A 22,246-nucleotide genomic window follows, 5' to 3' on the forward strand; every position below is an offset into this window, starting at 1 on the left:
ATACACGAGGAATGAGATGGTGCAGATTGTGATTGTGGGCGCAGGTCCAACAGGTGTAACACTTGCCCTGCTCCTTGTAAAACGTGGTATTGCTGTAACGTTAATTGAAGCAGCAAAAGACTTTCATCGTGTTTTTCGCGGCGAAGGATTAATGCCTAGTGGCTTAGATGCACTAGAGCAAATGGGTTTATCGGCGTTGTTGGAGCATATTCCCCATCGACAACTCGACGCATGGGAATTCATTCTGGGGGATAAGCAGTTGTTTCGAGTTGATGAACCAATGGGAGCAACCCGACCCTGTACGCTGGTTTCACAACCACCGTTACTCAATGCACTGATTTCTGAAGCTCAAACCAATGATGGGTTCGAATTTATCCAGGGTGTTCCAGTCAAAAATTTACGCTGGAGTAATCAACGTGTCGCAGGTGTAGTACTAAGCGATGGCAGAGAACTAACTGCTGACTTAGTGATTGGGGCAGATGGTCGAAATTCTCTTGTGCGACAACGTATAGGATTGGAATTGGTACGCCAGCCCAAAAATATTGATATTCTCTGGTTTAAACTTGCCGCCAGTCCTGAGTTTGCAGCCGATAATGTATTTCGTACTATTGTAAATGGCGATCGCGTATTTACCATTTTTCACGGAGCAGAGTCAGGAAAACTGCATCTGGCTTGGGTGATGGAAGCAACCGAAAACACTGACTCCAAGCAAGCCAACTGGGCAGAGATTTTTGCCTCACTATCACCCTCATGGCTAGCAGAGCATTTCCATAATCATGCAGACACCATCGAATCCCCGATTCGGCTTTCTGTTGTGGTTGGTTATTGTCCCCAATGGCACGCACCAGGGGTATTGCTTCTAGGTGACGCTGCACACCCAATGTCTCCTGTCCGTGCTCAAGGAATTAATCTCGCATTCCGTGATGTGATTGTCGCTGCTAATCATCTTGTGCCACTGTTGCACAAAAAAACTGGACACCAGGATATTGATATGGCACTATCGCACATCCAAGCGGAACGTGAGCCAGAAATTATCCGCGCCCAGCAACTCCAGTTAGAAGAAGCTAAACAAGGTGAACTATTGCGAAAAAATGCACTGCTGCGATCGCTGTTGATTCAACTTGCTCCCTTACTCCGTAAAATAATTAAAAAGTCTTGGTTAAGGCGACAATATAAAATGCGTCAAGGTATCACACAGGTACACTTAACTGTCTAAAAAACCGTCATTAGTTATCCGACTTGTGGTTGTGGGATGTTAATTTGCAAAAACTCTTGTACCCGTTGCAAATAAGTTGGTGCATCTTCCAACATTGGGAAATGCGCTGTGTTAGGAATCATCACAAATTCCACTTTGTCACTCAGTGCAGCTGCTTGACGCCCCATCTCGGCTGGAATAATTTTGTCATACTCCCCCGCCACAAGCAGAGTCGGTACTGTCAGCTTGGCAAACTCTTGCGGCATCACTTCAGATTGAGCCTTACTGACTGAAGTAAAAATTGTTCCTAAAGCCGCATCATAATCTGCTTCGAGAAAATCTTCCAAAAAAGCTTGCCGCTCAGAATATGGTATGGAACTATGCAGAAATCTGGCCATAAACATGCGGTCAACAAATGGAATTTTGCTTAACCACTTGGGACGGAATTTTACTACATAGCCACCAAATTTATGAAAGGCACTAAAGGATTTTTCGTCGTACTCAAAAACGCCGCTACAGGTTAAAATTCCTCGTTCTACTCGTTGGGGGTAGCGGTTAAAAAACAAAGTGGCAACAGACGCGCCCATTGAATGAGCATTGATATAGACACGCTGAAGATGCAACCCATCTAACAAAGCTGCCAAATCATCAGCATATTCCTCTAATTCATAAGTTAATTCTCTGATTGCCTGTGATTCTTCCTGGGGGGATTCAGATTCGGCAACAGCTTCACTTGCTTCGGCTATGGTTGGCTTCCCACCAGAACGGCCAAATCCCCGCATATCGTAGAGTAAACAATCAAATTGCTCCGATAAAGCATTCGCGGTATTTTGCCAATATCTAGCCGAACCAGCCCAACCGTGCATGAAAACCATCACTGGTTTTATCAAAGAACCAGATGGTTTTTTCCGCCATTCGTAGTAATGCTCAACGCCACGAATATTAATATAAGGCATTTTTGAGAGTTAGGAGTTAAGAGTTAGGAGGTAGGAGTTTTTAATTTTGAATTCGGAGTTTTGAGTTAATTACTCATTCTCCACTCTTGACTCCTAACTTTACGGGCTAAACCATAGCTTATCAGCTAACAGCATTGATTTACGCTGATTCTGGTTTCGGTAGTGAAGATGGATGTATTATCAGTTCAGCAGTTGATCGCTTCTCGACCATCTCCCGTGTTACTGTGCAGCGAGTTACATCCTTACGCGACGGTAATTCGTACATTACATCCAGCATCAGTTCTTCGACAATGCCTCGCAGCGCTCTTGCACCAGTTTTACGGCGGTAGGCTTCTTGAGCGATCGCTCGTAAAGCTTCTGGTTTAAAATCTAACTGGACATTATCCATCTTCAGCAGCTTTTGGTACTGCTTCACTAAGGCGCTGCGTGGTTGGGTGAGAATCGCCATCAGCGCTTCTTCATCTAGCGGATCTACTACTGCTACCATTGGCACGCGCCCAATAAATTCTGGAATCATGCCAAATTTTACTAAATCATCCGGTGCTAGATTGCGAAGAGTATCTGCTGCCCGTTTTTCCTTAGATTGGCCTTCTCCCGGTTGCACAAAGCCGATTGCTTTTTTGCCAACTCTCTGATCTACAACCTTTTCCAAACCTACGAAGGCACCACCACAGACGAACAAAATATTACTTGTATCAATCTGGATGCAGTCTTGATAGGGATGCTTGCGCCCTCCTTGGGGTGGTACATTGGCGATCGTTCCTTCTAACATTTTCAGCAAGGCTTGCTGTACGCCTTCGCCAGAAACATCGCGGGTAATTGACGGGTTCTCGCTCTTGCGAGCAATTTTATCAATTTCATCAATGTAGATAATTCCCCGCTGCGCTTCTTCTATATCCAAATCTGCCACCTGCAACAGTCGCAGCAAGATATTTTCCACATCTTCTCCCACATACCCCGCTTCCGTCAGCGTCGTAGCATCGGCGACGGCAAACGGTACATCCAGGATTTTCGCTAGGGTTTGCGCTAAGAGAGTTTTGCCGCAACCAGTCGGGCCGATTAACAAAATGTTGGACTTTTGCAGTTCTACAGCATCATCCGCCCCAGGTTTGCCACTAGTTTTAGACTGAATAACCGCCAGTCGCTTGTAGTGATTGTAAACGGCTACTGACAGCACTTTCTTCGCTTCATCTTGACCAATGACGTGTTCGTCTAGATACTTTTTAATCTCTCTTGGCTTGGGTATTTGATTAAACGAAATACTAGAAGATCGGGTACGCCGTTTTTGAGGTGGTTCTGCTCTTGGTGCTGGTTGTGCTGCCGCACCATTTGTATCGAGTAACTCTTCGTCTAGTATTTCATTACACAAGTCAACGCATTCATCGCAGATGTAGACTCCCGGCCCCGCGATTAATTTACGCACCTGCTCTTGAGACTTGCCACAAAATGAACACTTCAAATGGGAGTCGTACTTAGACATACCAGCCTCTTATTTCAGAATGGTGACGTTTTCCCCTGCTACGGGAAGATTTTGCCTAGAAATGACCTGATCAATCAAACCGTAGTTTTTCGCTTCTTCTGCCGACATAAAAAAGTCGCGCTCCGTATCTGCTTCAAGTCTTTCTAAGGGTTGACCAGTATGGTGAGCCATTAACTGATTCAACTTAGCCTTAACGTAAAGAATTTCTCTGGCTTGAATTTCAATGTCAATCGCTTGACCTTGAGCGCCACCAAGTGGTTGGTGAATCATAATCCGGGAGTCGGGCAGAGACATTCGCTTCCCGGCAGCCCCTGCTGTCAACAAAAACGCCCCCATGCTCGCGGCTAATCCAAAACAGATAGTAACAACATCAGGGCGAATTTGTTGTATTGTATCATAGATTGCCATCCCTGCGTAGACCGAGCCACCAGGAGAATTAACATACAGTTGGATATCCTTTTCTGAGTCTTCGGCGTCTAGGAATAATAACTGAGCCACAATTGAGTTGGCAACAGCATCGTCTATTGGCGTTCCCAAAAATATAATCCGCTCTCGCAGCAGGCGGGAGTAAATGTCGAAAGCCCTTTCTCCCATCCCAGATTGTTCTACCACCATCGGCACGATGTTGCTAGGGCTGCTCAACTGGGAGTTAATGTTTATTCGACTTAAGTTGCTGATGGGGTAATTTCCCGATTGCGATCCAAGCATACAATCAAATTTGACGATAATTTAGGACAAATGTTTCCGCAGCATGTGCTGCCTTTTCAACGAATGGAATTTTTATAAGCTACGTGTTAACCATTATGCCTCATATAATTTCTTCTCGTGTAACACAGTATCAAGCTCAGGCAATAACATGTGTCACTATTTGCCGAAAATTCATTAATTCTTTAATTATTCCGACTTCATCGCTGAGTTTTGAGGAGCCAAGAGTTAAGAGGCAGTGGTCTTTCATCTCCTCCTGCTCCCTCATCTCCCTTACCTTACCCATTTCACCAGTACTTTAACTCAGAACTGGTGAACTCATGGCTGTAGAATTTTTTATTATCCTTCTGTGACTTCTGTGGAATCGCTGCTTTCTTCCTCTATTTGAGGTGCATCAGCATCAGCATCTAATTCTGCGGCTTCCGTTTCCTCTGTGGGACTCAAGGAGCCTTGGGGTACAAGTTCAACTGAGGAGTGTTCTAAGAGCCAATCGATGATTTTTTCGGTTAATAGTTCGTTTTGCACGATTGAGCGCAGTTTATCTTCATCAACCTCTTGTTCCTCCGGGTACTGTTCCAAAAGTTCTGTGACTCTGGATGCAATTTCTTCTGGTGTTACCTCGATAGATTCGCGTTTACCGATTTCTCGCAAGGACAAGGAGCGTTTGATGCGTTCAATTGCCTCAGTGCGCGATCGCTCCCGCAACTGCACAATAATATCTTGAGTAAACAACTTCTTCACATCTAATCCCTGCTGAGACAGGCGGATTGCTGTTTGCGTTAGCATTGCATCCACTTCTTGCTCAATCAACGTTGCTGGTAAGTCAACTTCTACGTGCTTGAGCAGTTCCGTTAACAAGGCTTCCTGCTTATTTGTTTGGGTTTTTTCGTCCGCCTCTTTTTGATATTGCTCTACTAAGGAAGCACGTAACTCCTCTAAGGTTTCAAAATCACTGATTTCCTGGGCTAAGTCGTCATTTAATTCTGGTAGCTCTTTTTCCTTCAGTTCTTTGAGCGTTACTGTGAAAGTTGCCGCTTTTCCAGCTAAATCTTCATTAGCATATGGATCTGGGAACTGCGCCGCAATTTCTTTGGTTTCTTCAGGATTCATCCCCACTATTCCAGAAATAAAACCTGGAATAAACTTATCTTCCTGCAATTCAACTTGAAAATCAGTTGCTTCAGCTCCTGGAATCACTTCTGGTTCGGCTGTTTCGTCTTCGCCCTCAGATCTGGAGAATACACCTTTAAAATCGACTACGGCAATATCGCCGATTTGGGCTGCACGTCCTTCCACAGGAATCAATGTCGCCAATTCTTGACGTTCCTTGTCGAGGCTACTGTCCACTTGTTCTGGATCGTACTTGACTTCTTCAGCTTGGAAAAGCAAATCAGTGTACTGCACTAGATTCACTTCTGGTTCTACATCGACAGCAGCCGAGATCGTTAGGGGTTTTCCAGGTTCATAATTCTTAATCAAATCCTCAAAGGAGGAGCGCAATTGTGGCTGACCTATTGCCGGGATAGCTTCTTGTTTGACTGCTTGCTCAATGCCATCTTGAATTAGTTCTTCCAGCGCTGCTACCTTGATTCGAGTTGTACCCAACCGTTGTAGCAATATCGGTCGAGGCACCTTGCCTTTACGAAACCCAGGAATATTGGCAGTACTCGCTAAGTTTTTAATTACCTGTTCGTAAGTTTGCTTGGTAATTTCCGGCGTAATCTCTATTTCCAGACCAATTTGGCTGGCGGGGAGTCTTTCCTGGGTAACTTTCATGCTTCGTCTCTAGTTTGCTGATATTTTAAACTCGGAGTACACACAAGACGCAATAAAATAATTGTTTGCGTTTATGGCTTGATGTCTCTTAGGGGTAGTGGGATGTTGCCACAAGGCTTTATGACATCCAATGATGGATATTTGTCTTGGGGCAAAGATCCAGTTTACTGCCAATGACCAAGGACTTGACATTTTACCTTCATAACAATTAGTTAATCGGGCATTGGACATTGGAAAACTCTTCTCCAGTCCCCAGTCCCCAGTTTCCAGTTCCTCTGAACTTAGGAATATAATTATTTAGCGGACTAACGCTGTGATATCCTGGTTCTGAGCAAGTGGTTGGTACTCCCCAGTTGAAGTTATAGTATTGAGTCTAGCTATTATTAAGTTGTGGTACGAGAGCGCATCTGTTACCTAGCTGCATAGCTCAGTTTTCTGCTGTGCTGATTTTATGCATTTAGATGTTAGTATGTTCATCCTCTTGATCAGCAACTTTGCAACCAAGACATTTGTTAGCATTACTGGTAGGATGCCTATTAAACGTCTAAGTGCAGATATCTCCATTTTCCTACTAAATGGCAGTTTGTTGTATAATAATATATAGTTTAAATAAATATAGTTGAAATAAATGTAAAAATTGGATAGCCATTGTTGTAAAATACAACATCACTTAACTTATTAAATATTCAAGAAAATAAATGTATTAGGTCTATAGAGATCGACTAAATTAGAGAAAAATCTAAATCTATTCAAAATGTATTTCAAGATTGATTGCGATCGCCATTTAAATAATTTAAGTAAATTTTCAATTGTTCCAATAAATTGCAAATAAACCTCTTAAAGGAGGAAGTGAGTTTGTCTAAATCCTATCGTTTAGCTATTTTGGGAGCAACTGGTGCTGTTGGCACAGAGTTGCTGGAATTATTAGAAAGCCGTAATTTTCCGATTGCTGACTTGAAGTTATTGGCATCAGAGCGGAGTGTTGGGCGATCGCTGCGGTTTAAAGGGGAAAATATACCAGTAGAGCAAGTTCGCGATCGCGCCTTTGAAAATGTTGATATAGTACTAGCTAGTGCAGGTGGTTCCACATCCAAAACTTGGGCAGCAATTGCTATTGAAAAGGGCGCAGTGGTAATTGATAACTCCAGTGCCTTTCGGATGAACCCGGAAGTTCCCTTAGTAGTACCAGAGGTTAATCCACTAGCAGCAGCTAATCACCAAGGCATTATTGCCAACCCCAACTGTACAACAATTTTAATGACTTTGGCAGTATGGCCATTGCATAAAGTTAAACCAGTGCAACGCATCGTAGCCTCAACCTACCAATCTGCTAGTGGTGCTGGTGCTCGAGCAATGGCAGAAGTCAAAACCCAAACAAGCGCTATACTACAAGGACAGCCGCCAGTTGCTGAGGTATTGCCTTACCCACTGGCATTTAATTTATTCCCCCATAACTCACCATTAAACGATTTGGGTTACTGTGAGGAAGAGATGAAAATGGTCAACGAAACCCGAAAAATATTTGGTACGCAGCAAATCAGAATCACTGCAACCTGTATACGGGTTCCCGTACTCCGTGCCCATTCAGAAGCCATTAATTTAGAATTTGAGACTCCCTTTAGTGCAGAGGAAGCCAGAGAAATTTTAAATTGCTCCCCTGGAGTGAAATTGGTAGAAGATTGGGAAACTAATCATTTTCCGATGCCAATTGAAGCAACTGGTCGAGATGAAGTTTTAGTGGGAAGAATTCGTCAGGATATTTCTCATCCGTGTGGCTTGGAATTATGGTTGTGTGGCGACCAAATCCGCAAAGGCGCAGCATTGAATGCAGTACAAATCGCCGAATTGTTGGTAGAAAAAAATCTACTAAAACCTGTTAAGGCTTACGTTTCAAGCTAGTTATTAGTAAAAATAAAAACTAATGATAAAGAGCAAATGTACGAATCACTGGTGAAAGCAATATGTAGGTAAGTTATTACAATAGAAAACCACCAAGATACAAAAACATGGGTAATCAGGAGTGAAAACAGGGTGGGAGATTTTGGCAATGTTTTAACCGCTATGATTACGCCGTTTAAAGCAGACGGTAGTGTAAATTATGATGTAGCGGCAGAACTGGCAGCACATCTAGCTAACAACGGCACAGATACATTGGTGATGTGCGGCACAACAGGAGAATCTCCTACTTTAAGTTGGGATGAGGAATACCAGTTGTTTGTCGAGGTGTTGCAGTCCGTGGCAGGAAAAGCCAAGGTGATCGCAGGTTGTGGTTCAAATTCCACCAAAGAAGCGATCGCTGCTACCCAAAAAGCGTCTAAAATAGGAGTACATGGTTCCTTACAAGTTGTTCCTTATTACAACAAACCGCCACAAGCGGGATTGGAAGCGCACTTTCAGGCAATAGCACAAGCCTGTCCCGACCTACCATTGTTGTTATACAATGTCCCAGGTCGTACTGGACAAAACCTTCAGCCAGAAACAGTTGCCCGGTTAGCTAAGGTTAACAATATTGTCGGGATTAAAGAATCCACTGGTAACATAGATCAGGCGAGCGAAATTCGTCGCTTGACACCAAAAGAATTCCACATCTACTCTGGTGATGATTACATGACTTTGCCTTTGTTAGCGATCGGGGCAAAGGGTGTGGTAAGTGTGGCTTCTCATCTGGTAGGAAACCAACTACAGCAGATGATCCAAGCTTTTAGTGCGGGTAAAATAGAGGTAGCCAGCGAAATTCATCTCCAACTCTTCCCGTTGTTTAAAGCTCTATTTCTCACTTCAAATCCCATTCCAGTGAAAAAAGCACTAAAACTTCAAGGCTGGGAGGTTGGTTCAACTCGTCCGCCGCTATGTGAAGCTGACTTAGAAGTTAGTCAAAAGTTAGAAGCGGTTCTGAAAGAACTTAGTTTAATCTAGCGACTATTTGGTTAAGCGCTGGTAATCTGCTGCTTTCTAAAGATACATATAAACAATGATCAGAATTGTTCATAAGTTGCAATTTAAATCAATTTTATTGAATAAAAAATTGAATATTTCAATTAAAACTTGATTGTTTTGGAACTAACTTAAGAGACAGATGATGTTGTCTTAAATACAAGGAAAGTTAACTATCAACTTAATTAACCATAAGTAACAATCTAAGGAGAAAATGGCTAAAAACGAAGCTAATAATTCCGCCTTGAAAATTATTCCTTTGGGCGGTTTGCATGAAATTGGAAAAAATACCTGTCTTTTTGAGTATGACCATGAAATTATCCTGCTAGATGCAGGATTGGCTTTTCCTACTGAGGCGATGCATGGAGTAAATATTGTTTTGCCAGATACGACCTATCTGCGGGAAAATCGCCACAAAATTAAAGGGATGATCGTTACTCACGGTCATGAAGACCATATTGGCGGGATTGCTTTTCATCTCAAGCAATTTGATATCCCGGTGATTTATGGCCCCAGACTAGCAATGGCAATGCTAGAGGGTAAATTAGAAGAAGCAGGAGTGCGCGATCGCACAGAAATCAGAACAGTTCTACCACGTGATGTGGTGCGGATTGGCAAAAACTTTTTAGTGGAATATATCCGTAACACCCACTCCATCGCTGATAGTTTCACTGTTGCCATTCATACTCCTCTGGGTGTAGTCATTCACACAGGGGATTTTAAAATTGACCATACTCCAGTGGATGGTGAAAAGTTTGATTTGCAACGCCTAGCAGAACATGGTGAAAAAGGCGTTCTTTGTTTGCTAAGTGATTCCACTAACTCCGAAGTACCAGGATTTACACCTTCCGAACGTTCAGTTTATCCCAATCTGGAGAGAGTATTTAGTCAAGCCACCGGGCGATTGTTTGTTACTACCTTTGCTTCGAGCGTGCATCGCATCAACATGATTTTGGATATCGCCAAGAAGCAAAACCGTGTAGTGACCATTGTAGGGCGTTCAATGCTGAACTTGATTGCTCATGCCCGCAATTTAGGTTACATCAAGTGTGAAGATAATCTGCTGCAACCATTGCACGCAGTCCGCAATCTACCTGATGAGAGAGTATTGATTTTAACTACAGGTTCTCAGGGCGAAACGATGGCAGCAATGACCCGCATCGCCAACAAAGAACACCCTCACATCAAAATCCGCGAAGGAGATACGGTAGTATTCTCTGCTAACCCAATTCCCGGAAATACGATCGCAGTAGTCAACACCATTGATAAATTAATGATTCAGGGTGCGAAAGTGGTCTATGGTCGGGATAAAGGGATTCACGTCTCCGGTCACGGCTGTCAGGAAGAACAAAAGCTGATGATTGCCTTAACTCGACCCAAATTCTTTGTGCCATTTCACGGCGAACATCGGATGCTAGTGAAGCACGCAGAAACGGCTCAGAGTATGGGCATTCCCGCCGAAAACATGATTATTATTCAGAATGGTGATATTGTCGAACTGACTGAAGACGCCATTCGCGTCGCTGGTAAAGTGCCATCTGGTATCGAATTGGTGGATACTACTAGTTCGGGTATGGTAAGTGCCAAAGTGCTGCAAGAACGGCAACGCATGGCTTCAGAAGGCATTATCACGATCGCAGCTGCCATTGATTGGAATGGTAAACTGTTGGCAAAACCAGAAATTCACTTACGGGGTGTAGTGACAAGTGTAGAGCGATCGCTGCTACAAACCTGGGTAAAACAACGGATTGAAGAAATCCTCACTGTGCGCTGGTCAGAATTTGCTGCTGGGGAAGGTGAAGCAGCAGATATAGATTGGGGTGGATTACAAGGTACTTTAGAGCGAGAATTGCAACGTTCTATCCGCCGCGAACTGCAATGTCAGCCATCTGTGACTTTGTTGATGCAAATCCCTGATGAGCCGCCTGTGAAAGTTGCTGATGGGAGAAGACGCCGCACTCGGACTGCTGCTCAAGTAGCATCGTAGGGAATTTAAGATAATCTCACGCAGAGGCGCACAGACGTAGAGTTTTTCTAACGTCTTTGCGCTTTGGCTTGAAATGTGTGGATAACCAAAAAACCTCTGAGTATGCAGCTATTGGTGTGGTCGAGTATTGGATTGTTGACCCCTTAAAAAATAAGGTGACAGTGTGTTTGCTAGATAATGGTAGTTACAAGCAAACTGTGTTCACTGGAAACCAGCAGATTATTTCTCAAACATTTGCAGAATTAACCCTGACAGCCCAGCAGGTGTTTTCAGCTTAGGGTTGTTGCTACATATCCTCAATGAACCCAGAGGTATAGTAGAACTATAGTACATAACGTTAGTGGCGCTCCAAAACGCAGGTGTTCCCAAAAAGTTAGCTTGTAGCCTAAATCAGCAGCAGCTTCTACAACTATCAAGTTAGCGACTGAACCAAACAAAGTCAAATTACCAGCCAAAGTTGATCCAGCAGCCAACAATAGCCAATACTTAGTGTCACTTGGAGGAACCAGGGGATGCAGCAGAAGTACAGCAGGCACATTAGAAATTAAGTTAGATAAGATAACAGTTACACTCAAAAAACTCGCAGCAGAGTTGATTGCATGGGTAAATGGCTGGAGTAAATTCAACTTTTGCGTGACTCGCGTCAGAATAAACAATCCAGAAAACATTACCAGCAGATTCCAATCTACCTTTTGCAAAATGCGCTGGGGTTTAACCCGGCGAGTGATTAGCAACAAGCTAGCAGCAACTAGAGCAGACTCCGCTAAGGGTAAGCCGACAGTAAATGCAATTAGTAGCCCAATTGTGATGACTAATGTTTTTTTAAATAAGGGTTTAAAAATCCGTTGATTGCCAACTATTACCTGTTCGCAAGGTTTGACTGAGCGCACATCTGGGTAAAGTAGCCACAGTAATCCTACTTGAATTACCAAGCCTATTAGGGCAACTGGGGCCAATGCACGCAGAAAATCTAGATAGGAGATGCCTGAAAAGGAGCCAATCAAGATATTTTGAGGATTACCGCTCAAAGTTGCTACCGAGCCTATATTAGTTGCACCTGCGATCGCTAGTAAATAAGGAATTGGATTTAAGCCCAAAGCTAGAGTCAGGCTCAAAGTTAAGGGTGTAAAAATCAACGCTATAGTGTCATTGAGAAAAAAGGCGGAGAGAATACCACTACCAAAAGTTAAAGCAATTAACAAACCTAGAGGACTGCGAGTGATACTCAATATCATTGAGATTGCTCGTCTAAAAAACCCTGCAAAGGATAGGTTGGCATTAACTACCATCATGCTCAAGAGAAATACGATGGTATTGGCATCAATGGCCTGCCATGCCTCCTGTAAATTCAGAACACCTAAAGCAATTAAAAAGGCAGAACCGACTAAAGCAATGGTGGCACGGTTCATGCGTAAACCAGGAATGTAGCCCAATGCTAATCCCAGATAAGTTAACCCTAAGACGCTATAGATTGCAAATTGAAGAATAATCACTTTCTTTACTGAGACTTTGCCACGACCGATGTTTCATGACTAGCCGCTCTGCATCTACTGAGAAAGCCAACCCACCTGGCTTTAAGCCGCAGCCGCATCTACAGACTTCTCTTTACTTCTACGGCATTCAGCCAGCAATGAACAGGACGCTCTGAGGTGGAGAAGTGGGAATACGCAGACGAAAGACGCCTATTAGGGTATTACCAATATTTATACTTAGCAAAAATACTTGCAGAAAGACCTTAGATTAAGTTCTGTAAATGTTACACTAAAACCTATCGAATGGTGGATGTCTTCATTAAAATCTAAACTATATCAAGTTATGAACAAGATCGTAATATTACACTACCGATCCCCAGAAATTTGCGATTAACTTGACGTAGTAATAAATTAGGTTCTGACTTAAGTGGCTAATCAGGTATCACATTATATCGCAGTCAGAACGCGATTTGTCCGGTAAAGTTCGTTGCCACGTTGTATATATTCATCAAAAAGATGAACAGCCTCAATAACACAGGGGATTAACCATGAAGGTATCTGATAATACCACAAAAAAGATTTTTCTTGCAAGCTGGGTATCAATCAATCAAGCAGAGACTAGTGACCATAAAGTAACCCAGCTAGACCGTTCTGTTTCCAAATCTTACTGGAATATTCTCCAACCCCTACGGCAGCGTGTAGATAGCATTCAAGTCCGCGATCGCCAACTAGCTCACCGCTTGTGTAAACTGATTCCATCTCAGTGTCCATTTGAGCGAGATGTCAAATTATTTGGGAAAACCCTGTTTCACATTCCGCCCATGTGCAAGCTCAACCCCTTATATGAAGAAGTGGTTGGTTTACGTTTCCGAGCAATGTGCTATCTAGCGGACGAATGCGGCGAAGATGTGTCGCAGTACTGCTGAAAGAGTGTGGGAAAAGTTACGAGTCAGGAGTTATGAGTGAGGAATTAAAACTTATAATTCCTAACTTCTAACTCTTAACTCCTAACTATTTTTCTACTATTTTTTTTGCCATTTTTGGATGGCATCCTGAGCATCTTCGTAAGTGGCTGTCTCCTCTGGTACTAAAGCAGCGGTCGCAATTGCTGCATTGCTGTCTCCTTCGGCAGCGCGACGCTTGGCCAGGTCTAAAATTTTCTCACTCCATTTATTGATCGATTTTTGGGCAGTATCGAAGCCTGGTTGATCTGATGGTACTTTCTTAGCAACTTCGATCGCCCGATTGTAGGTAGATGCCTGTTCAGACTTAATTAAGGCATTAGCTGCATCTAAAAGAGTTTTGTTAGTCACATACTGCTTGCCCTCTAGTCGCCACAGGTTGATTACTGCTTGTGCTTTGGCATAGAGGGCTTCATCTTTGGTGATTAATCGTGCGGCAGCAATAGCGCTAGCATACTGTCTTTGTTTAGCACGACCCTCTGCTAAATCTAGAATCATCCGACTCCAAATCTTAATATTCTCCTGAGCTTGCTCGTACAGTGGTTCACCGGGTTGAATTTTTTGGGCTGTAGCGATCGCCAAGCTCAAATCACTAGCCTGAGTTTGTCTGAGCGACATTTTCGCCAAGTCTAATACTGCTTGATTTCGCTTTTTCGACTCGGAACTAGAAGTTATTTGGGCGCTAGATTGGTTTTTGAGTCTAACTGGTGGAGTGCGAGCGTTTGGTAAATTCTGGATAACCTGGCGATCGCTAGCAGTAGCATTAGGTGATGTGTTTGATATTTGCTTAATTCTAAAAGTTTCTTGATTACGGAGAAAAACTACGGCGATTAAACCTGCTACCAGCAGGCTGCCTCCGCCCCACAAGATAAACTGTTTCCAAAAAGGAATACTTGGCTGATTCGATGGCAATCGAGAGACGTAACCTTTGGAGGAATTGGGGATAAATCTTCCCGTTGTATTCACTCCTAAAGAAGTTTCCGGCATTGGCTGGGAAACAAAGCTAGTAGCTGACTCCTGGACTGGTTGACTCTTAGACTTCTCCACCTCGTGAGTCTTCACCTGTTGGGAGGAGTTGACAGTAGCTTCTCCCCATCTGCCCCGCTCTGCTGAAGTTTTAGGGTAATCGTCGAGGGGAGGAGCTGCAAGGGCAACAGCAAAGGATTCTTCTGGATAAATCACCGGATTTACTTCAAAGTCGCTTTCCATTGCCAATTGTGGCAAGATTACCTGCGGTGTTGATGGAATGATCGTGGCAGGGTTTTGGACAGGACGCCAGTGGTGTTGACATAATTTTGGCATCAGCAGACTCAGGTAGCTTTCTAAATCTGCCAAGTTGCTGCCATTACCAGAACGCAAAGCTTCTAATAAAGCTGCTGTAAAGAATCCGTGACCTAGTTCGCTACTTTCATGGGAAAATTGCTCTGGTTGGCAAGAAAGAATTGTAGCGAGTTGTAGTTCTTGGGCTAGTTCTATTGTTTCTTCGCCAACGGGAGCATCAGCTTGAGTGCCAAAAGCGCGGTTGATATCGAGCAGTAACAATACATTCATCTCAGCAAGTTGGAGACTTTGCATTAGCGATCGCAATTCTATGCCAGTCTCTTGCACGAGCTCGGGGTTGCCTTCCGCTGGCATTAAGTAATCTTTGCCCTTGTAGTTGACCCCATAACCGCTAAAAAATAACCACAGATAATCTTCTGGTTGCCAACTTGTCGCTGCCAAATCCTCAAGCAGCAGGAAAATATTCTCCTTTGTCGGGTAAGTTGACCTATCCTCAATGGGCGGCGAAGTATCTGTCATGACTAGACAGTGTTTGGGGACAAAACCTCCCTCTGTCACCAAAAAATCCTCTAGTGCCTCAGCATCTGCTTGGGCACAACTTAAAGGTTGAAATAACTGATATTGATTGATGCCAATCGCGATCGCCCAGTAATTTGCCATCCCGCTTTTTGTCAGTTATTGTTTGCTGGTCTTAAAATTGCGGTCAGCTTTGCCAAAAAAACAAAGCTAACCGATGTTTTATGTCTAGGTGATTCTGATCGAATCTTAAGTTAAAATGTAATTTTTATTACGTCAATAGACCGGAAAATACTTTCACCTAATTTCAATAACAGATCATCACTAAGGAGATAGAAGGTCATGAGCAAGATTTCTGCTCACCTACCATCATCGATCACTCCCTTTTCAGTTATTAGCCAGATTGCCAGAAGAATCCGGATAGTTCCTTTAATAATTTTGCTCATATCTACCGTTCCTACGTGGTTTTTGACGGAAGCGATCGCACCTCAGGTTGTGCGAGCTTACACCGCTAGAGTTGATCTAGCTATTGACCGCCTGCCGGAGGAAAACTATGAAACCGTTCTCCGGAAAGCGGAAGCAGCCGCTAGGGCAGCTGCTCAACGGAGTTTCGACCAAGATATCTTGGTGACAGATGTTTCAATCATTGTGACCGTACAAAATTATGGTGCGATCGCACCAGTTCTGACATTAGAAGTCAGTCGTCCCCAATGGCGATCGCGCCCCGATGCTCAAAATTGGGCCACTTACTTCAAAACTGCGCGATCGCTACTTTTCTTTGAAAATAGCTCTAATACAGTTCCAGCAGCTAGCGGTGTGTCAACCCAAAAATAACGGGTTGAGCTAGACACAAAGACAAGGAAGAGGTCAATCTTAGAATTCCCTCTCTCCCAGTGTCTTGTGTCCAACTTCAGTCTCAACCTCTCAATTCAACTTATACCAATTTGAAAAAAGAATGCGACACGATACATACTCCCAAACCTTTGTTATGTCTGACTTTCTTAATTTTGAATTTTGAATTTTGAATTTTGAATTTTGAATTGGTATTACCTGTTGTCCTTGGCGTCAGTGGATGGCCTAGAATAAGAAGGTTGTCAAGAATCGCGATATCTGCTGACATGGCTGTTCCTAAGAAGAAAACTTCTAAATCAAAACGAGATAAACGTCGAGCTACCTGGAGGCACAAAGCCGTCGTCGAAGCTCAGAAAGCCCTATCTATGGGCAAGTCGATTTTGACTGGACGTTCTACATTTGTGTATCCAACTGCTGAAGAAGAGGAAGAAGAATCATAATTCCCCAGTCAGGAAAAGCATGAACAGTACCGATAGATTTGATTGGCAATAAAACCAATCAAGCTTCTTACCACTGGATAAATGCTTTTTCTTAGCTTTTCTGATTGCATTATGGATCATAGATCCTCTACACAAGCTGATTAAATCCAGAAAAGTTGGTAGTGAGTAATTGGGAACATCCATTACCCATTACCGATCATTCATGAGTAATGATCAAGTAATCATATAAAGAGTAAAACATCTGGTGCTGTTGGCAACTCAGCAAAAAAGCTTGTAAATACCTTGAGAAAACTTATTTTTCTCCAACTATGCTAGGAAAATTTTTTCAGAAACCAGGGAAAGAAGAGGGGGAACGCGTCCCTCCTGGTCAACACTTAGCTAAAGGTTTCCCCGTATTAACTTACGGTGCAACTCCCCAAGTCAGCATTGAGGAATGGGAGTTTCGAGTTTGGGGTTTAGCAAAATCTGCTACCTTTAGTTGGTCAGATTTTATGGCGCTACCTCAACACGAATTCACAGCAGACTTCCACTGTGTAACGCGCTGGTCTAAACTCGATGTCAAATGGACTGGCATAAAAATGACAGATTTCATGGGTCTGATTGAGCTAGACCCCAAAGTAGCCCACATTATGGAACACTGCTACGGCGGCTACACTACCAATATCTCTGTAGAAGATTTTATGCGCGAAGAAAACTTCTTTGCCTTTAAAGTCTTTGGTGAAGACCTTCCAGCTGAACACGGTGGCCCGATGCGGCTAGTTGTGCCCCACCTCTACGCTTGGAAAAGTGCTAAATGGATTAATGGTTTAGAGTTTTTAGCTGGTGAAGAACTTGGTTTTTGGGAGCGCAATGGCTACCATCGCCGTGGTGAACCTTGGGCTGAGGAGCGTTATAGCAATGCTTTTGGGTTTTAATAGTTAGGAGTTATTCAATTTTGGATTTTAGATTTTAAATTTTAGATTTTCCCTTAAATCCAAAATTCAAATAACTCATAACTTTCAACCCAGAAGTTTCTTGATTAGCGGCAATTTGCCCTCATAGGGAGCATATCGCCATTTTAAATCTAGCCAGAATGAGTTTTGCAACACACTTTTGTCATGAGAAAAGGTGTCAAAACTAGCTTTGCCGTGATAGTTGCCAATACCGCTATCTCCCACCCCACCAAATGGTAAAGACGAGACACCAACTTGCATTATTGTGTCATTGATACAGACTCCACCAGACGAAGTTTCCTGCAAAACTCGCTTTTGCAGGTTTTTGTTTTGAGAAAATAAGTATAACGCCAAGGGTTTAGGTCTAGAGTTAATCAAGGCGATCGCTTCGGCAATATCAGTATATTCAATGATTGGTAAAATGGGGCCAAAAATTTCTTCCTGCATTAAAGAATCTTCTAAAGAGACATTATCAATCACTGTGGGAGCGATATAACGCTCTGAAGGTTGATTTTCTCCACCAATGATAACTTCCCCATCTTTGAGAAAGTTAACCAATCTATCAAAGTGTTTTTGACTGATAATCCTGGCGTAATCAGGACTGGTTACAGGATTATCGCCATAAAATTCTTTTAGGCATTTTTCTATTCCATCTACTAAATCTTTTTTGATTTTTTTATCAACTAAAAGATAGTCAGGGGCAATACAAGTTTGTCCAGCATTAATAAATTTGCCCCAAGTAATTCGTCTAACAGTGTGTTCAAGATTAATCTCAGTATCTACGATACAAGGACTTTTACCGCCCAATTCTAAAGTAACTGGTGTGAGATATTTGGCCGCTGCTGCCATGATGATTTTGCCGACGGCTGTGCCACCAGTAAAAAAGATATGGTCAAACTTTTCTGTCAGTAGTTTTTGACTTGCTTCAACGCCTCCTTCAACTACTGCAATATAAGCTGGGTCAAAATGTTTGGCAAAAATTTCAGTGATGATATGGGAGGTATGAGAAGCAACTTCTGAAGGTTTGATAATTGCACAATTCCCGGCTGCGATCGCACCGATTAACGGTGAGATAATTAAGTTAAATGGATAGTTCCAAGGGCCGATAATTAAGACAACCCCTAACGGTTCTGGATAAATTCGGGCTGAGTAGGAAAAAAAATCCCAGGAAACCGCTGCTTTTTTGGGCTTACTCCAGTTTTGAAGATGTTTTATAGCGTAATCTATTTCCTTAATTACGCCGATTTCTAGGTAACTCTCCACTTCTGGTTTATGTAAATCCGCTTGTAATGCCTCGACTATTGACTGTTCATGCTCAATAATTGCTTGCTTGAGATTTTTAAGTTGTTCAATGCGAAAAGTGACATCTTTAGTTTTGCCAGTTTGAAAAAACTCTCGCTGATTCTGGATAATATTGCCAACGTTAGATAATTCAGTGGTAATCATTGTTTTGTCCTCTCAAAAAGGATTTATTTAATGTTAGCGCTGCTAGATTAGGATATTTGATTCATCAGATTTTAGGATTTGATTTCTAATTGGAATAATTAATTTAAATTATTAGTAGAGAATAGTAAAGTTATAAATTATGAATTATCATGGTAAAAATTCGATAATTCATAATTTATAATTGCTAATTTTCTCATGCTTTGGTGGGTAGAAGGACCATAAATACACTACCTTTCGCTAACTCCGAATTAAGCAGAATGATGCCTTGATGTGCTTCAACAATTCTCCGAGCAAGGTATAGTCCTAAGCCACTACCAGAAGTCTTGTGGCTGCCTTGGCGAAATCGTTCAAATATGGTGGCTTGTTCTTGAGGGGGAATACCTGGGCCAGTATCCGCTATCTCAATACTAATATATTCAACGGGATTGGATTTTCCAGAAAATTGAGATTGGCTACTTTTGTCGAACTGGGGTTGAGAAGTAAGACGAATAGTCACAGACCCAGAGTCGGTAAATTTGATCGCATTTCCGATAAGATTTGTGAATAGACGATGCAATTCTAAGCGATCGCCCATCACTGTGTTTATGCTTGACTCCTCAGTAAAGTCTAGATTAATGGATAGTGCTTTGTCTTGAGCTAAAGGTGATAATTCTCCACTTACCTCCTCTAGCAACTGCACCAAGTTAACCGATTGAAATGCCAAAGTTTTGCGACCTGCTTCAAAACGGTAAACTTCCAATAAGGTATTGACCATAGAAAGCAGGTTGATATTGCTACGGGCCATGATGGCGATTACTTCCTGCATTTGTGATGATAATACTCCCAACGCTCCTTGCTGAAATAGCATCAACATGCGATCGGCCGCCACCAAGGGAGTGCGTAAGTCGTGGGTGAGGCGGGAGACAAAATCTTCTCGCTGACGGGCAATTTCATCACGTTCATCCATACTATGCTTCAAGCGCAGGAGCGATCGCACTCGTGCTAGTAATTCATCTACTGTTACAGGTTTGCGGATAAAATCATCAGCACCCAAGTCTAAACCGTGGGCGACGTTGGGCGCATCGTGGGCAGTGATCAGCAATATAGGGATGTATTGCGGCAATTTCATCTCTCCACGAATGTGCTTGGTGACTTCGTACCCGTCCATACCTGGCATCATCAGATCCAGCAGAACCAAGTCGCAAGGAGATGCTTTCAATTCTGCCAAGGCGGAAATCCCATTTTCTGCGGTGTTAATCGTGTAACCTTCTTCTTCCAAAATAGTTTTGATCAAGAACACGTTATCAGGAGAGTCATCGACAACTAGAATTTTGTCAGAGCGAGAAGATTGTGAAGTCATATAGATGCAAGGTATGGGGTAAAAGTAAATTTTTGTCAGATTAGCTTTATTTGTATCAATTTGTCTCTCAATTTCTTTAGTTGATCTTCCACGCAAGAATTATTTATTAGTAATTTGGTATTTAGGGACTGTGGAATTTCCTGCTAAGTTCAGATGGGCTGTGTTTTTTGCCAAATAATAACTCACTAATTGAATTATTGCTGGTAAAACTTTATATCAAGATACACTAGATGGTAGTAATACATAGGTAGCATTTAACGTAGTGAATCAAGTAGGGAACTGGAGATAGAATTGCATTGGCGATCGCTGTAGAGTAGGTGTGCGATCAGGAGAAATAAGGCATACATCCTCAGCGCAAAGCAGGCGAGCGCTCATTCTCCAGACGTGAGATTATCTAAAACTTGCTGAAATTCTACTGTGGAAGGAATAGCGATCGCACTCATAGTTCAAAACAACACTACAAATTCTCCCACTCATCTTTTTCAATTTCAGCTTGTCGCAATATTTCAGTCAAAAGCCCTTTGCCAATGTCGCTTTTATGAGGGTTTGGTATTCTTACCGTGATATCATCCTTAAGCATATACTGATGCTTACTACCAGAAAATGGCCCTTCAAACCCTAGTTGCCTTAAGTAGCGAATTAAGTCAGAGCGCTTAATTGAGCCAAAGGTAGGCATTATGCCACTTTCTTGATTGACAAGTTAATGCCATCAACAATAGGTAAAGGTAGATTTCGAGATACTCGCAATAAAATCCACTCTTCCAGAACTTCTTCTAATTCCTCTCTACAAGTTTCTAAAGTATCTGTGTTAGCCCAGACACCTTGGAAGTAAGGAATTTCTCCATAAAATGTACTATCATCAGCCAAAATATGATATTTTGCTTGATGTAATGCAGCTTTTAGGTATTTTGTCAACATCAAGAGATTATCTTAATTATTTAGAAATCGTTGAACCAAATTAATACTTGTGTCTAGTTCAGGCGTAGACGTATAGTGGCTTACCGTCAGATATTGCTCATTCCCCACAGGTGAGACTATCCAAAACTTGCTGAAATTCTGCTGTGGAAGGAATTGCGATCGCGCTTTTGAGAAGCATTTTGAGTACAGATGGTTCTTCTATCCCATTGATAACTTCTACAATCGAGCTTGGCACTTCTCCAAATCGTGTTTCTAGAACTGCAATCACGCTTTCTCTAGCAGTTTCGACAATTCCTTCTTCTTTTGCTAGCCTTTCAATACTAGTTACGTACCGCATTCTATCTGCCTCCTCGTAACTTCTCACTTCTGTTTTAAAACTAAGCGCCAACTCTTTTGGCAAAACCATAACCCAGTCGATAAACCGAAATAGTTCCCGAATATCTTCCCGGCCATATCCCCGTTCATACAGCCGTCTGACTAGGCTTAGTTTCCACTGTAGCCGATTTTCTGGGTTTCGTTGCGTTGCCTTGGTCTTGAGATGCGCCATCACAATTACACCAAAAGGATTGGTAGTTTGCTCTAGGCTTTCCCACCCTTGCTCATAGTCCGACAGTTTCGCCACAGGAAACTCTAAGCTGACGCGACATCCGCCCAGTTGATAGCTGTAGCTGGAAGGTCGCCAATTTGCTTGTTCATCTGCTAAAACTGCTAAACTAATGACTCGCTTTTTATGGCGGTCAAACAAGCGGTAATTATATGTGTACATCCGTTCGGCAAATTTGCTGTCATATTGCCCTTGGACTTCCACATGAACCAATACCCAAGCTTGTTCTCCATCCAGTAGCCAGCCAAACTTTTGCAACTTTATCAACCAAACGCCGCCCAATTTCTGCATCCGGTTCTAGCTGTTGCAGTTCTGTGTCCAGAAATTCATAGGGTCGCGTCCAGTCGATTTCGGCATAAGCTTGGGTGAAAAAGAATTCCAGAAAGCGGGGAAAATATAGCTCAATAACTTCTTTCCAAGGACTATCGTAATCAGTAAGTTGCTCCGTCAT

General features: G+C 42.7%; 21 protein-coding genes. 9 read left to right on the forward strand and 12 right to left on the reverse strand.

Annotation, left to right across the window (positions count from 1 at the left end):
* Positions 1–16: 16 nt before the first annotated feature.
* Positions 17–1,216, forward strand: coding sequence for an FAD-dependent monooxygenase (locus V7K46_RS19985; protein WP_335116107.1), 1,200 nt, complete (start codon positions 17–19; stop codon positions 1,214–1,216).
* Between the two features lie 14 nt (positions 1,217–1,230).
* Here the strand turns inward: V7K46_RS19985 and V7K46_RS19990 are convergent, their stop codons facing one another.
* The 4 genes from V7K46_RS19990 to tig form a co-directional block, all read right to left on the reverse strand.
* A complete protein-coding gene (locus tag V7K46_RS19990) occupies positions 1,231–2,151 on the reverse strand; it encodes an alpha/beta fold hydrolase (protein WP_335116109.1) in 921 nt (306 codons plus the stop codon).
* A 139-nt stretch (positions 2,152–2,290) separates the two neighbouring features.
* On the reverse strand, positions 2,291–3,631 hold the full coding sequence (gene clpX, locus V7K46_RS19995) for an ATP-dependent protease ATP-binding subunit ClpX (RefSeq protein WP_335116111.1): 1,341 nt from the start codon (positions 3,629–3,631) through the stop codon (positions 2,291–2,293).
* 9 nt (positions 3,632–3,640) lie between these two features.
* Entirely contained in the window at positions 3,641–4,339 is a 699-nt protein-coding gene (clpP, locus tag V7K46_RS20000; RefSeq protein ID WP_334973371.1) for an ATP-dependent Clp endopeptidase proteolytic subunit ClpP, read from the reverse strand.
* 336 nt (positions 4,340–4,675) lie between these two features.
* Complete coding sequence (gene tig / locus V7K46_RS20005; RefSeq protein WP_335116113.1) at positions 4,676–6,112, reverse strand: trigger factor; 1,437 nt, start codon at positions 6,110–6,112, stop codon at positions 4,676–4,678.
* Between the two features lie 855 nt (positions 6,113–6,967).
* Here tig and V7K46_RS20010 point away from each other — a divergent pair.
* The 4 genes from V7K46_RS20010 to V7K46_RS20025 all read left to right on the forward strand — a co-directional run bounded on the left by V7K46_RS20010 (position 6,968) and on the right by V7K46_RS20025 (position 11,311).
* On the forward strand, positions 6,968–8,011 hold the full coding sequence (locus V7K46_RS20010) for an aspartate-semialdehyde dehydrogenase (RefSeq protein WP_335116115.1): 1,044 nt from the start codon (positions 6,968–6,970) through the stop codon (positions 8,009–8,011).
* A 132-nt stretch (positions 8,012–8,143) separates the two neighbouring features.
* Positions 8,144–9,028: a 4-hydroxy-tetrahydrodipicolinate synthase gene (gene dapA, locus V7K46_RS20015; RefSeq protein WP_273767256.1), complete on the forward strand. Its 885-nt coding sequence runs from the start codon at positions 8,144–8,146 to the stop codon at positions 9,026–9,028.
* Between the two features lie 232 nt (positions 9,029–9,260).
* On the forward strand, positions 9,261–11,033 hold the full coding sequence (locus V7K46_RS20020) for a ribonuclease J (RefSeq protein ID WP_335116118.1): 1,773 nt from the start codon (positions 9,261–9,263) through the stop codon (positions 11,031–11,033).
* A gap of 77 nt (positions 11,034–11,110) precedes the next feature.
* Positions 11,111–11,311: a Uma2 family endonuclease gene (locus V7K46_RS20025; RefSeq protein WP_335116120.1), complete on the forward strand. Its 201-nt coding sequence runs from the start codon at positions 11,111–11,113 to the stop codon at positions 11,309–11,311.
* Positions 11,312–11,329: 18 nt separating this feature from the next.
* Here V7K46_RS20025 and V7K46_RS20030 read toward each other — a convergent pair whose 3' ends face one another.
* Positions 11,330–12,526 (reverse strand): anion transporter, encoded by a 1,197-nt coding sequence (locus V7K46_RS20030; protein ID WP_335116122.1) that lies wholly within the window; start codon positions 12,524–12,526, stop codon positions 11,330–11,332.
* 527 nt (positions 12,527–13,053) lie between these two features.
* Between V7K46_RS20030 and V7K46_RS20035 the strand changes: the two genes are divergently transcribed.
* A complete protein-coding gene (locus V7K46_RS20035) occupies positions 13,054–13,431 on the forward strand; it encodes a Mo-dependent nitrogenase C-terminal domain-containing protein (protein WP_334721355.1) in 378 nt (125 codons plus the stop codon).
* A 96-nt stretch (positions 13,432–13,527) separates the two neighbouring features.
* Here the strand turns inward: V7K46_RS20035 and V7K46_RS20040 are convergent, their stop codons facing one another.
* On the reverse strand, positions 13,528–15,408 hold the full coding sequence (locus V7K46_RS20040) for a caspase family protein (RefSeq protein WP_335116125.1): 1,881 nt from the start codon (positions 15,406–15,408) through the stop codon (positions 13,528–13,530).
* Between the two features lie 198 nt (positions 15,409–15,606).
* Here V7K46_RS20040 and V7K46_RS20045 point away from each other — a divergent pair, with 198 nt between their 5' ends.
* From V7K46_RS20045 to V7K46_RS20055, 3 genes are all read left to right on the forward strand, one after another.
* Positions 15,607–16,098, forward strand: a complete 492-nt coding sequence (locus V7K46_RS20045; RefSeq protein WP_335116127.1) for a hypothetical protein — start codon at positions 15,607–15,609, stop codon at positions 16,096–16,098.
* Between the two features lie 284 nt (positions 16,099–16,382).
* On the forward strand, positions 16,383–16,556 hold the full coding sequence (gene rpmF / locus V7K46_RS20050) for a 50S ribosomal protein L32 (RefSeq protein WP_334797080.1): 174 nt from the start codon (positions 16,383–16,385) through the stop codon (positions 16,554–16,556).
* Between the two features lie 308 nt (positions 16,557–16,864).
* Positions 16,865–17,470 carry a sulfite oxidase-like oxidoreductase gene (locus V7K46_RS20055; RefSeq protein WP_334964393.1) on the forward strand — a complete coding sequence of 202 codons (606 nt, stop codon included), beginning with the start codon at positions 16,865–16,867 and terminating at the stop codon, positions 17,468–17,470.
* Positions 17,471–17,554: 84 nt separating this feature from the next.
* Here V7K46_RS20055 and V7K46_RS20060 read toward each other — a convergent pair whose 3' ends face one another.
* From V7K46_RS20060 to V7K46_RS20085, 6 genes are all read right to left on the reverse strand, one after another.
* A complete protein-coding gene (locus V7K46_RS20060) occupies positions 17,555–18,934 on the reverse strand; it encodes an aldehyde dehydrogenase (protein ID WP_335116129.1) in 1,380 nt (459 codons plus the stop codon).
* A gap of 193 nt (positions 18,935–19,127) precedes the next feature.
* Positions 19,128–20,273: a hybrid sensor histidine kinase/response regulator gene (locus V7K46_RS20065; protein ID WP_335116131.1), complete on the reverse strand. Its 1,146-nt coding sequence runs from the start codon at positions 20,271–20,273 to the stop codon at positions 19,128–19,130.
* A 457-nt stretch (positions 20,274–20,730) separates the two neighbouring features.
* The gene (locus V7K46_RS20070) at positions 20,731–20,949 is read right to left on the reverse strand and encodes a type II toxin-antitoxin system HicA family toxin (RefSeq protein WP_335116133.1); all 219 of its coding nucleotides are present in this window, start codon (positions 20,947–20,949) and stop codon (positions 20,731–20,733) included.
* Positions 20,949–21,191 (reverse strand): type II toxin-antitoxin system HicB family antitoxin, encoded by a 243-nt coding sequence (locus tag V7K46_RS20075; RefSeq protein ID WP_335116135.1) that lies wholly within the window; start codon positions 21,189–21,191, stop codon positions 20,949–20,951. Before V7K46_RS20075 ends, V7K46_RS20070 begins: the two co-directional genes overlap by 1 nt.
* A gap of 97 nt (positions 21,192–21,288) precedes the next feature.
* Entirely contained in the window at positions 21,289–22,062 is a 774-nt protein-coding gene (locus V7K46_RS20080) for a transposase (protein WP_335116137.1), read from the reverse strand.
* The gene (locus tag V7K46_RS20085; RefSeq protein ID WP_335116139.1) at positions 21,977–22,246 is read right to left on the reverse strand and encodes a hypothetical protein; all 270 of its coding nucleotides are present in this window, start codon (positions 22,244–22,246) and stop codon (positions 21,977–21,979) included. The genes V7K46_RS20080 and V7K46_RS20085 overlap by 86 nt, the downstream gene beginning before the upstream one ends.

This window comes from Nostoc sp. (assembly GCF_036917395.1).
Classification (GTDB): Bacteria; Cyanobacteriota; Cyanobacteriia; order Cyanobacteriales; family Nostocaceae; genus Nostoc.

Bases quoted from the DNA above. Each gene is read 5' to 3' on its own strand.
- clpX (WP_335116111.1), bottom strand. From the start codon at position 3,631: ATGTCTAAGTACGACTCCCATTTGAAGTGTTCATTTTGTGGCAAGTCT.
- V7K46_RS19990 (WP_335116109.1), bottom strand. From the start codon at position 2,151: ATGCCTTATATTAATATTCGTGGCGTTGAGCATTACTACGAATGGCGG.
- V7K46_RS20055 (WP_334964393.1), top strand. From the start codon at position 16,865: ATGCTAGGAAAATTTTTTCAGAAACCAGGGAAAGAAGAGGGGGAACGC.
- V7K46_RS20085 (WP_335116139.1), bottom strand. From the start codon at position 22,246: ATGACGGAGCAACTTACTGATTACGATAGTCCTTGGAAAGAAGTTATT.
- V7K46_RS20020 (WP_335116118.1), top strand. From the start codon at position 9,261: ATGGCTAAAAACGAAGCTAATAATTCCGCCTTGAAAATTATTCCTTTG.
- V7K46_RS20070 (WP_335116133.1), bottom strand. From the start codon at position 20,949: ATGCCTACCTTTGGCTCAATTAAGCGCTCTGACTTAATTCGCTACTTA.
- V7K46_RS20040 (WP_335116125.1), bottom strand. From the start codon at position 15,408: ATGGCAAATTACTGGGCGATCGCGATTGGCATCAATCAATATCAGTTA.
- V7K46_RS20060 (WP_335116129.1), bottom strand. From the start codon at position 18,934: ATGATTACCACTGAATTATCTAACGTTGGCAATATTATCCAGAATCAG.
- V7K46_RS20035 (WP_334721355.1), top strand. From the start codon at position 13,054: ATGAAGGTATCTGATAATACCACAAAAAAGATTTTTCTTGCAAGCTGG.
- V7K46_RS20075 (WP_335116135.1), bottom strand. From the start codon at position 21,191: ATGTTGACAAAATACCTAAAAGCTGCATTACATCAAGCAAAATATCAT.
- V7K46_RS20065 (WP_335116131.1), bottom strand. From the start codon at position 20,273: ATGACTTCACAATCTTCTCGCTCTGACAAAATTCTAGTTGTCGATGAC.
- clpP (WP_334973371.1), bottom strand. From the start codon at position 4,339: ATGCTTGGATCGCAATCGGGAAATTACCCCATCAGCAACTTAAGTCGA.
- tig (WP_335116113.1), bottom strand. From the start codon at position 6,112: ATGAAAGTTACCCAGGAAAGACTCCCCGCCAGCCAAATTGGTCTGGAA.
- rpmF (WP_334797080.1), top strand. From the start codon at position 16,383: ATGGCTGTTCCTAAGAAGAAAACTTCTAAATCAAAACGAGATAAACGT.
- V7K46_RS20045 (WP_335116127.1), top strand. From the start codon at position 15,607: ATGAGCAAGATTTCTGCTCACCTACCATCATCGATCACTCCCTTTTCA.
- V7K46_RS19985 (WP_335116107.1), top strand. From the start codon at position 17: ATGGTGCAGATTGTGATTGTGGGCGCAGGTCCAACAGGTGTAACACTT.